Source organism: Pseudomonas sp. KnCO4, from assembly GCF_045344305.1.
Lineage (GTDB): Bacteria > Pseudomonadota > Gammaproteobacteria > Pseudomonadales > Pseudomonadaceae > Aquipseudomonas > Aquipseudomonas anuradhapurensis.
Genome location: NZ_CP174199.1, coordinates 5609332 through 5620212, shown reverse-complemented (window position 1 = coordinate 5620212; position 10881 = coordinate 5609332). Strand labels below are relative to the sequence as shown.

Sequence of the window (10881 nt, the reverse complement as noted above, 5' to 3'; positions counted from 1 at the left end):
GGATTTCCCCTGAGTTTGAAAGCCGGATGAGGCAAAAACAAACCGCCATTGTACCGGTCGAGCGCCCAGTTATCCACATGTGGACACGTTAGGAGCCATGACAAAACAGCCATTTATCGACCAAAACGGCTTTGCCTCGGTGTGAATAAGCCCTGTGGATAAACGCCCTTGAGGGCTATGCACAACCCTGAGCACCATCCTGTTGATAACTCATCTGTGGATAACGACTGATTTCATCCACAGCTTTCGCCCACGAACAAAACAAGCGCAGCACCGGTTGAAAACACAGTTGTGAAATCCTGCACGCCTTGATTTTACTGGGCTACACAAGGTTATCCACAGAAGGTTATCCACCTAAGATCTATAAGTTCTTCAGAAAAGCTTTTTATATGTCTCTTCTTTTTTTTCATGTTGTCCCCAATGTCGCTGTCCGATCAAGCACCTTGGTGATGCCAGATTGAGCCACCGTCCATCACACGCTCTATATGGAAAGGCTGGTTGGAAATTGACCTATGGGCTTGCTTTCTCTAGAATCGCCGGTCTCTTAAAAAGGGGGCCATCCCGGCCCGTCGTCGACAAACCAGGTAACACGCCATGAAACGTACTTTCCAACCAAGCACCATCAAGCGCGCGCGCACCCACGGCTTCCGTGCCCGTATGGCTACCAAGAACGGCCGCGCTGTTCTGTCGCGTCGTCGTGCCAAAGGCCGTAAGCGTCTGGCCATTTGATTTTTCGGCACAGGTGGTGAGTCAGGACTTCAGTCGGGAAAAGCGACTGCTTACACCCCGGCATTTCAAAGCGGTCTTCGACTCCCCAACCGGCAAGGTTCCAGGGAAAAACCTGCTGATCCTTGCTCGCGAGAACGGCCTCGATCACCCACGCCTAGGCCTGGTAATCGGAAAGAAGAGCGTCAAGCTCGCCGTTCAACGCAACCGCCTCAAGCGCTTGATGCGCGATTCCTTTCGTCTGAACCAGCATTTGCTTGCCGGGCTGGACATCGTGATCGTCGCGCGCAAGGGATTGGGTGAGATAGAAAACCCGGAATTGCACCAACACTTTGGCAAACTCTGGAAACGCCTGGCGCGCAGCCGGCCCGCTCCAGCAGTTACCGCCGATTCCGCAGGGGTAGACAGCCAAGATGCGTAAACTGGCCCTCGTTCCGATCCAGTTTTACCGTTATGCCATTAGTCCTCTGATGGCCAGTCACTGTCGTTTCTTCCCCAGTTGCTCCTGTTACGCTTATGAAGCCATTGAAAACCACGGCCTCTGGCGTGGTGGGTGGCTAGCCGTTCGTCGCCTGGGGCGTTGTCATCCGTGGAACGACGGCGGTTTCGATCCCGTTCCTCCCGCTCCTTCCTCCCGAACTTCTTCGATAGCCGAGTAATCATGGATATTAAACGCACGATCCTGATCGTCGCCCTGGCAATCGTGTCCTACGTCATGGTCCTCAAGTGGAACCAGGACTACGGCCAGGCTGCCCTGCCGACTCAGAATACTGCTGCCAGCACTGTTGCCCCGGGCTTGCCGGATGGCGTACCGGCCGGTAATGCCGGCGCCAGCGCCGATGTGCCGAGCGCCAATGCCGAAACCAGCGCTGCCGAACTGGCACCGGTTGCGGTCAGCAAGGACCTGATCCGGGTCAAGACCGATGTCCTGGACCTGGCTATCGATCCGGTCGGTGGCGACATCGTCCAGCTGAACCTGCCGAAGTTCCCACGTCGCCAGGACCACCCGGAGATTCCGTTCCAGCTGTTCGATAACGGTGGCGAGCGTGTCTACCTGGCACAAAGCGGCCTGACCGGTGTCAACGGCCCGGACGCCCGCCCAACTGGCCGCCCGCTGTACGCTGCCGACCAGAAGGGTTACCAGCTGGCTGATGGCCAGGACCAACTGGTGGTCGACCTGAAGTTCAGCGACAACGGTGTCAACTACATCAAGCGCTTCAGCTTCAAGCGTGGTGAGTATGACCTGACCGTCACTTACCTGATCGACAACCAGAGTGGCCAGGCCTGGAACGGCAACATGTTTGCCCAGCTCAAGCGTGATGCCAGCTCCGACCCGTCGTCGAGCACTGCCACCGGCACTGCGACCTACCTGGGCGCTGCCTTGTGGACAGCTTCCGAGCCTTACAAAAAGGTCTCGATGAAGGACATCGACAAAGGTAATTTGAAAGAAAACGTGTCCGGCGGTTGGGTTGCCTGGCTGCAGCACTACTTCGTGACCGCCTGGATTCCGGCCAAGTCGGACAGCAACGTTGTCCAGACCCGCAAGGACAGCCAAGGCAACTACATCATCGGCTACACCGGCCCGGCCCTCAGCGTGCCTGCTGGCGGCAAGGTTGAAACCAGCGCGATGCTGTACGCCGGCCCGAAAATCCAGTCCAAGCTGAAAGAGTTGTCCCCAGGCCTGGAACTGACCGTCGACTATGGTTTCCTGTGGTTCATTGCCCAGCCGATCTTCTGGCTGCTGCAACATATCCACAGCCTGCTGGGTAACTGGGGCTGGTCGATCATCGTCCTGACCATGCTCATCAAGGGTCTGTTCTTCCCGCTGTCGGCTGCCAGCTACCGCTCGATGGCGCGCATGCGTGCCGTTGCACCGAAGCTTGCTGCGCTCAAGGAACGCTTCGGTGATGATCGCCAGAAGATGTCCCAGGCGATGATGGAGCTGTACAAGAAAGAGAAGATCAACCCGCTGGGCGGCTGCCTGCCGATCCTGGTACAGATGCCGGTATTCCTGGCCCTGTACTGGGTACTGCTGGAAAGCGTGGAAATGCGCCAGGCCCCGTGGATGCTGTGGATTACCGACCTGTCGATCAAGGATCCGTTCTTCATCCTGCCGATCATCATGGGCGCCACCATGTTCATCCAGCAGCGCCTGAACCCGACCCCACCGGATCCGATGCAGGCCAAGGTGATGAAAATGATGCCGATCATCTTCACCTTCTTCTTCCTGTGGTTCCCGGCCGGCCTGGTGCTGTACTGGGTTGTGAACAACTGCTTGTCGATCGCACAGCAGTGGTACATCACCCGCAGCATCGAAGCAGCCAGCAAAAAAGCTGCTGCTTGACAGGCTGTTGCGCTAGCCTGTGAATAAAAAACGCCCCCTAGTGGGGCGTTTTTGCTATCTGTCGTTTTGTCGTAGAGGCTTTCGAGCATGAACATTGTGCGTGAAACCATCGCTGCCATCGCTACCGCCCAGGGCCGCGGCGGTGTCGGTATTGTCAGGTTGTCCGGCCCTCTGGCTGCCAAGGCCGGGCAGCTGATAACCGGCCGTACGCTGACCCCGCGGCATGCCCACTACGGCCCGTTCCGCGACGAGGAAGGGCTGGTGCTGGACGAAGGGATCGCGCTGTTCTTCCCCGGGCCGAATTCGTTCACCGGTGAGGACGTGCTCGAACTGCAGGGCCATGGTGGCCCAGTGGTCCTGGACATGTTGCTGCAGCGCTGTGTACAAGTTGGCTGCCGCTTGGCCCGCCCGGGCGAATTCAGCGAGCGCGCATTCCTCAACGACAAACTCGACCTGGCCCAGGCCGAAGCCATCGCTGACCTGATCGAAGCCAGCTCAAGCCAGGCGGCGCGCAATGCCCTGCGTTCGCTGCAGGGGGAATTCTCGAAACGTGTGCATTCCCTGACCGAAGCGTTGATTGCCCTGCGGATTTACGTCGAGGCGGCAATCGACTTCCCTGAGGAGGAGATCGACTTCCTGGCTGATGGCCATGTCCTGTCGATGCTCGATGCAGTGCGCCTGGCGTTGTCCACAGTGCAACGTGAAGCCGGGCAGGGCGCCTTGTTGCGTGACGGCATGACCGTGGTCATCGCCGGGCGGCCGAACGCCGGCAAATCGAGCCTGCTGAACCAGCTGGCCGGGCGGGAAGCTGCGATCGTCACTGATATCGCCGGTACCACCCGGGACATCCTGCGTGAACATATCCACATCGACGGTATGCCGCTGCATGTCGTCGATACCGCTGGCCTGCGCGACACCGACGACCATGTGGAAAAGATCGGTGTGGAACGCGCACTGAAAGCCATTGGCGAGGCCGACCGAGTGCTGCTGGTGGTGGATTCGACCGCGCCCGAGGCCAGCGATCCCTTCGCCCTGTGGCCGGAATTTCTCGACCAGCGGCCAGACCCGGCCAAGGTCACGCTGATCCGCAACAAGGCCGACCTGAGTGGTGAGCCGGTGGCGCTTGAGCAGTGTGATGACGGCCATGTGACGATAACCCTTAGCGCCAAAGGGGACGACCTGGGGCTGCAACTGTTGCGTGACCACCTGAAGGCCTGCATGGGCTATGAGCAGACAGCCGAAAGTGGTTTCAGCGCTCGTCGACGCCACCTGGATGCCTTGCGTCAGGCCAGCGAGCATCTGGAGCATGGCCGTGCCCAACTCACGCTGGCCGGGGCAGGCGAGCTGTTGGCAGAAGACCTCCGCCAGGCACAGCAGGCCTTGGGCGAGATTACCGGGGCATTCAGCTCTGACGACCTGCTAGGGCGGATCTTCTCCAGTTTCTGCATCGGCAAGTAATCCACAACCAGGCAAGGCCAAGGGCCGCTCCTTCGGGAGCGGCTTTTTTTTGCCCTGAATTTCATCGCAGCAGATGCCCGTAGCCAAGCGAACGGAGTGTCTGTGGGAACGGGCCTGCCCACGAAGAACGCCTCACAAAGCCTGAGATTCTGTAGCTGTACCGATATTTCGCGGTCTCGCCCGCTTTCTCCTTGTCTGGACCTGGCCGCTATCTCGATGATTTTCCTGATCGAGGTTGAAAACGCGTTCAGGAGCCCTGTGGAAAACTCCCCTTCAGCTCCGTTGATAAGCAGGCTTTTTTTCTGAGGACAAACCGCCCTGTGGGTAAGCAGGCATTTAATCCACAGGCTAAATCGCGTTATCCAGAGCCCTCATGGCCCTCCAGCCACAGGGTTTAATTTCTCTCAACGTAGCGTGAATCATGGGCTGTGTGAGTTTATCCACAGATACGGCTGTGCATAAGAATAAACATAAAAACAAAGCTTTTTTAAATTTTTCCTCTTTGATTTCTGTTGTCTGCCATTCATCCACAGGTTGGTCAAAATTTGCTCAGACGGTTTCTTTAAAGGGGGTGAAGTCCCTATACTTGTCGGCTTACCTTCTCTATTCGCAAAAACAGGCACGAGGTGCGTGGTGGATTTCCCTTCCCGTTTTGAAGTGATCGTCATCGGCGGCGGCCATGCCGGTACCGAGGCTGCGCTTGCGTCTGCACGCATGGGTGTGAAAACCCTGCTGCTGACCCATAACGTGGAAACCCTCGGTCACATGAGCTGCAACCCCGCCATCGGCGGCATTGGCAAAAGCCATCTGGTCAAAGAGATCGATGCCCTCGGCGGCGCCATGGCGTTGGCCACCGACAAGAGCGGCATCCAGTTCCGCGTTCTGAACAACCGCAAGGGCCCGGCCGTACGCGCTACCCGTGCACAGGCCGACCGCGCCATCTACAAGGCAGTGGTGCGTGAAATCCTTGAAAACCAGCCAAACCTGTGGATATTCCAGCAGTCCTGCGACGACCTGATCGTCGAACAGGACCAGGTCAAAGGCGTGGTGACCCAGATGGGCCTGCGTTTCTTCGCTGAATCGGTGGTATTGACCACCGGTACCTTCCTCGGCGGCCTTATCCACATTGGTCTGCAGAACCATTCCGGTGGTCGCGCAGGTGATCCGCCTTCGATCGCCCTGGCCCACCGCATGCGTGAACTGCCGCTGCGCGTCGGGCGCCTGAAAACCGGTACGCCGCCACGCATCGACGGCCGTTCGGTGGATTTCTCGGTGATGACCGAACAGCCAGGCGATACACCGATTCCGGTGATGTCGTTCATGGGCAATGCCGAGATGCATCCGCGCCAGGTGAGCTGCTGGATTACCCACACCAACGCCCGCACCCACGAAATCATTGCCTCGAACCTTGACCGGTCGCCGATGTACTCGGGTGTGATCGAAGGGGTCGGCCCGCGCTACTGCCCGTCGATCGAAGACAAGATCCACCGCTTCGCCGACAAGGAAAGCCACCAGGTGTTCATCGAGCCGGAAGGCCTGAATACCCACGAGCTGTACCCCAACGGTATTTCCACTTCGCTGCCGTTTGACGTGCAACTGGAACTGGTGCGTTCGATCCGCGGTATGGAAAACGCCCACATCGTGCGTCCGGGCTATGCCATCGAGTACGACTACTTCGACCCGCGCGACCTCAAGTACAGCCTCGAAACCAAAGTCATCGGCGGCCTGTTCTTCGCTGGCCAGATCAACGGCACCACCGGTTACGAAGAAGCCGGCGCCCAAGGCCTGCTGGCCGGTACCAACGCCGCCCTGCGGGCGCAGGGCCGTGACAGCTGGTGCCCGCGTCGCGACGAGGCCTACATCGGTGTGCTGGTGGATGACCTGATTACCCTGGGTACCCAGGAGCCGTACCGCATGTTCACTTCACGTGCCGAGTACCGCCTGATCCTGCGCGAAGACAACGCCGATCTGCGTCTGACCGAAAAGGGCCGTGAACTTGGCCTGATCGACGACCAGCGCTGGGCCGCCTTCTGCGCCAAGCGCGACGGCATTGAGCGTGAGGAACAACGCCTGAAATCGACCTGGGTACGGCCGAACACCGAGCAAGGCCAGGCCATTGTGGATAAGTTCGGTACGCCGCTCAGCCACGAGTACAGCCTGCTCAACCTGCTGGCTCGCCCGGAAATCGACTACGCCGGCCTGATCGAGGCGACCGGTGGTGAAGCGATCGATCCACAGGTCGCCGAACAGGTCGAGATCCGCACCAAGTACGCCGGTTACATCGACCGGCAGCAGGATGAAATCGCTCGCCTGCGTGCCAGCGAAGACACCCGCCTGCCTGTGGATATCGATTACTCGAGCATTTCCGGGCTGTCCAAGGAAATTCAGGGCAAGCTGGGCCAGACCCGTCCGGAAACCCTCGGCCAGGCTTCGCGCATTCCTGGCGTCACTCCGGCGGCGATTTCCCTGTTGCTGATTCACTTGAAGAAACGCGGCGCTGGCCGCGAATTGGAGCAAAGCGCTTGAGTTCCCTGGTCACCCCGCAACACGCTGAAGAGTTGTCCACAGGTGCGCGCCAGCTTGGTGTCGAGCTGAGCGCCGAGCAGCACGAAAAGCTGCTCGGCTACCTGGCCCTGTTGATCAAATGGAACAAAGCCTACAACCTGACTGCCGTGCGCGACCCCGACGAGATGGTGTCGCGTCATCTGCTCGACAGCCTCAGCGTCATGCCGTTTATCCACAGCGAACGTGACAACTGGCTGGATGTCGGCAGTGGCGGCGGCATGCCTGGCATCCCATTGGCTATCCTGCATCCGCACAAGCGGGTGACGGTGCTGGATGCCAACGGCAAGAAGACGCGCTTCCTGACCCAGGTGAAAATGGAACTCAAGCTGGACAACCTCACGGTTATCCACAGCCGGGTCGAGGCCTTCCAGCCGGCGCAACCGTTCAACGGGATCATCTCCCGCGCTTTCAGCAGCATGGAAAATTTCACCAACTGGACCCGCCACCTGGGCGACACCGGGACGCAATGGCTTGCAATGAAGGGGCTGCATCCTGCCGATGAACTGGTAGCATTGCCCGCAGACTTCACAGTGGAAAGCGAGCAGGCCCTGACCGTTCCAGGTTGCCAGGGCCAGCGCCATCTGCTGATACTGCGCCGCAAGGCATGACTGGGAACACACGCAACAATGGCTAAGGTATTCGCAATCGCGAACCAGAAGGGTGGTGTGGGCAAGACCACCACCTGTATCAATCTCGCTGCCTCGCTGGCCGCAACCAAGCGTCGTGTGCTGCTGATCGACCTCGATCCGCAAGGCAACGCCACCATGGGCAGCGGTGTGGACAAGCACGAGCTCGAGCACTCGGTCTACGACCTGCTGATCGGGGAATGCGACCTGGCCCAGGCCATGCATTACTCCGAGCACGGTGGTTTCCAGTTGCTGCCGGCGAACCGTGACCTGACTGCCGCCGAAGTGGTGCTGCTGGAAATGCAGGTCAAGGAAAGCCGCCTGCGCAACGCCCTGGCACCGATCCGCGACAACTACGACTACATCCTCATCGACTGCCCGCCGTCGCTGTCGATGCTGACGCTCAACGCCCTGGTCGCCTCGGATGGCGTGATCATCCCGATGCAGTGCGAATATTACGCGCTGGAAGGTCTCAGTGACCTTGTGGATAACATCAAGCGCATCGCTGCCCGGTTGAATCCGGAGCTGAAGATCGAGGGCCTGCTGCGGACCATGTACGACCCGCGGCTGAGCCTGAACAACGATGTTTCGGCGCAGCTGAAGGAGCACTTCGGCCCGCAGCTGTACGACACGGTCATTCCGCGCAACATTCGCCTGGCCGAGGCCCCCAGCTTCGGCATGCCGGCCCTGGCCTACGACAAGCAATCGCGCGGCGCGCTGGCGTATCTGGCCCTGGCCGGGGAACTGGTCCGCCGTCAACGCCGTCAATCACGCACTGCACAAACAACTTAAGGAATCCGTATGGCCGTCAAGAAACGGGGTCTCGGACGTGGGTTGGATGCACTGCTCAGTGGTCCTTCCGTCAGCGCGCTCGAAGAGCAGGCTGTGCAGATCGACCAGAAAGAACTGCAACACCTGCCGGTCGAGCTGATCCAGCGTGGCAAGTACCAGCCACGCCGGGACATGGACCCGGAGGCGCTGGAAGAGCTTGCGCACTCGATTCGCAACCATGGCGTGATGCAACCGATCGTGGTGCGCCCGATCGGCGACAACCGCTACGAGATCATCGCCGGTGAGCGCCGCTGGCGTGCTACCCAGCAGGCCGGCCTGGACAAGATCCCGGCCATGGTCCGCGAAGTGCCCGACGAAGCTGCCATCGCCATGGCACTGATCGAGAACATCCAGCGCGAAGACCTCAACCCGCTGGAAGAGGCCCTGGCGCTGCAGCGCCTGCAGCAGGAATTCGAACTCACCCAGCAGCAGGTGGCCGACGCCGTAGGCAAGTCGCGGGTAACCGTGGCCAACCTGCTGCGCCTGATCACCTTGCCTGAGGCGATCAAGACCATGCTCGCCCATGGCGACCTGGAGATGGGCCATGCGCGTGCATTGCTCGGGCTGGAAGAAGGCCGTCAGGAAGAGGGGGCGCGTCATGTTGTCGCACGCGGCCTCACCGTGCGCCAAACCGAGGCACTGGTTCGTCAGTGGCTCAGCGACAAACCTGATCCGGTCGAGCCGAGCAAACCTGATCCGGATATCGCACGCCTTGAACAGCGTCTCGCAGAGCGCCTGGGCTCGGCCGTGCAGATCCGTCATGGCAACAAGGGCAAAGGCCAGCTGGTTATTCGCTACAACTCGCTTGACGAGTTGCAAGGCGTGCTTGCTCACATCCGCTGAAACAATTCCTGTTGTAGCGTGCAGTCGGAAATCACTACGAAGAGTTGAATAGGGGTTAATCCACCCCTATACTCTGCGCGCATTTTGTCGGCACAAATTATGCCAAGTCATAGCTGACTTGTTGGTCGACTTCCGAGGAGCAGTTGTGATGGAAATCCGCACGCCAAACCGCCTGCCTTTCCATCGCTGGGCGGTTTTTCCGGTACTGCTGGCTCAATTCGTCGTACTGCTGCTGGCAACCTTGGTGTTGTGGCAGTGGAAAGGGGCGGTCAGTGGATATTCAGGCCTTTGCGGAGGTTTGATTGCCTGGCTACCCAACGTGTACTTCGCCTGGAAGGCTTTTCGCTTCAGCGGAGCCCGGGCGGCACAAGCCATCGTCAAGTCGTTTTACGCTGGCGAGGCAGGCAAGATGATTTTGACGGCAGTGCTTTTTGCACTGACCTTCGCAGGAGTGAAGCCATTGGCGCCGTTAGCAGTATTCGGCGTCTTCGTGCTGACCCTTTTGGTCAGCTGGTTCGCGCCCCTGCTGATGAATAAAAGACTTTCGAGACCTTAGGGCGTTTGAGGCAACCATGGCAGCAGAAACCGCTTCGGGCTATATCCAGCACCACTTGCAGAACCTGACCTACGGTCAACTACCAGACGGCAGCTGGGGCTTCGCCCATTCGGCTGCAGAAGCCAAGGCAATGGGCTTCTGGGCGTTCCACCTGGACACCCTGGGTTGGTCCGTCGCGCTGGGTCTGATCTTCCTGTTCATCTTCCGCATGGCGGCCAAGAAGGCGACTTCCGGCCAACCTGGCGGCCTGCAGAACTTCGTTGAAGTGCTGGTGGACTTCGTCAACGGCAGCGTGAAGGACTCCTTCCACGGCCGTAGCCCGGTAATCGCCCCGCTGGCGCTGACCATTTTCGTCTGGGTGTTCCTGATGAACGCCATCGACCTGGTACCGGTCGACTGGATTCCTCAGCTGGCCATCCTGATCTCCGGTGACCCGCACATTCCGTTCCGCGCCGTGTCGACCACCGACCCGAACGCGACCCTGGCCATGGCCTTCTGCGTGTTCGCCCTGATCATCTTCTACAGCATCAAGGTCAAGGGCCTGGGCGGCTTCATCGGTGAGCTGACCCTGCACCCGTTCGGCAGCAAGAACATCTTCGTGCAGATCCTGCTGATTCCGGTCAACTTCCTGCTGGAATTCGTCACCCTGATCGCCAAGCCGATCTCGCTGGCACTGCGTCTGTTCGGCAACATGTACGCTGGCGAGCTGGTGTTCATCCTGATCGCCGTGATGTTCGGCGCCGGCATCCTGTGGCTCAGCGGCCTGGGTGTGGTGCTGCAGTGGGCGTGGGCTGTGTTCCACATCCTGATCATCACCCTGCAAGCCTTCATCTTCATGATGCTTACCATCGTCTACCTGTCGATGGCTCACGAAGATAACCATTAAGACCGCCTGGCGTGTCTGATAGCCTTCCCCGCTCGTTTGGGGGGAG

At 59.4% G+C, this 10881-nt stretch carries 11 protein-coding genes; all 11 read left to right on the top strand.

Annotated features, from left to right (window positions below; genetic code table 11):
* Positions 1 to 594: 594 nt before the first annotated feature.
* The 11 genes from rpmH (at position 595) to atpB (ending at position 10835) form a co-directional block, all read left to right on the top strand.
* Positions 595 to 729 carry a 50S ribosomal protein L34 gene (gene rpmH / locus ACJA3S_RS25885; protein WP_003253163.1) on the top strand — a complete coding sequence of 45 codons (135 nt, stop codon included), beginning with the start codon at positions 595 to 597 and terminating at the stop codon, positions 727 to 729.
* A 13-nt stretch (positions 730 to 742) separates the two neighbouring features.
* The gene (gene rnpA, locus ACJA3S_RS25880) at positions 743 to 1147 is read left to right on the top strand and encodes a ribonuclease P protein component (RefSeq protein WP_170034354.1); all 405 of its coding nucleotides are present in this window, start codon (positions 743 to 745) and stop codon (positions 1145 to 1147) included.
* A complete protein-coding gene (gene yidD / locus ACJA3S_RS25875) occupies positions 1140 to 1385 on the top strand; it encodes a membrane protein insertion efficiency factor YidD (protein ID WP_075046823.1) in 246 nt (81 codons plus the stop codon). The genes rnpA and yidD overlap by 8 nt, the downstream gene beginning before the upstream one ends.
* A gap of 2 nt (positions 1386 to 1387) precedes the next feature.
* A complete protein-coding gene (gene yidC, locus ACJA3S_RS25870; protein ID WP_406820453.1) occupies positions 1388 to 3070 on the top strand; it encodes a membrane protein insertase YidC in 1683 nt (560 codons plus the stop codon).
* Positions 3071 to 3157: 87 nt separating this feature from the next.
* Positions 3158 to 4528, top strand: a complete 1371-nt coding sequence (gene mnmE, locus ACJA3S_RS25865) for a tRNA uridine-5-carboxymethylaminomethyl(34) synthesis GTPase MnmE (protein WP_170033988.1) — start codon at positions 3158 to 3160, stop codon at positions 4526 to 4528.
* A gap of 633 nt (positions 4529 to 5161) precedes the next feature.
* Positions 5162 to 7054 carry a tRNA uridine-5-carboxymethylaminomethyl(34) synthesis enzyme MnmG gene (gene mnmG / locus ACJA3S_RS25860; protein WP_289129073.1) on the top strand — a complete coding sequence of 631 codons (1893 nt, stop codon included), beginning with the start codon at positions 5162 to 5164 and terminating at the stop codon, positions 7052 to 7054.
* Positions 7051 to 7701 (top strand): 16S rRNA (guanine(527)-N(7))-methyltransferase RsmG, encoded by a 651-nt coding sequence (gene rsmG / locus ACJA3S_RS25855; protein WP_170033985.1) that lies wholly within the window; start codon positions 7051 to 7053, stop codon positions 7699 to 7701. Before mnmG ends, rsmG begins: the two co-directional genes overlap by 4 nt.
* An 18-nt stretch (positions 7702 to 7719) precedes the next feature.
* Positions 7720 to 8511, top strand: coding sequence for a ParA family protein (locus tag ACJA3S_RS25850; protein ID WP_060499722.1), 792 nt, complete (start codon positions 7720 to 7722; stop codon positions 8509 to 8511).
* A 9-nt stretch (positions 8512 to 8520) separates the two neighbouring features.
* Positions 8521 to 9393: a ParB/RepB/Spo0J family partition protein gene (locus ACJA3S_RS25845; protein WP_406820452.1), complete on the top strand. Its 873-nt coding sequence runs from the start codon at positions 8521 to 8523 to the stop codon at positions 9391 to 9393.
* 148 nt (positions 9394 to 9541) lie between these two features.
* A complete protein-coding gene (locus ACJA3S_RS25840) occupies positions 9542 to 9949 on the top strand; it encodes a F0F1 ATP synthase subunit I (RefSeq protein ID WP_008092225.1) in 408 nt (135 codons plus the stop codon).
* Between the two features lie 16 nt (positions 9950 to 9965).
* The gene (atpB, locus tag ACJA3S_RS25835; RefSeq protein WP_023383137.1) at positions 9966 to 10835 is read left to right on the top strand and encodes a F0F1 ATP synthase subunit A; all 870 of its coding nucleotides are present in this window, start codon (positions 9966 to 9968) and stop codon (positions 10833 to 10835) included.
* The last annotated feature ends 46 nt before the right edge of the window (positions 10836 to 10881 follow it).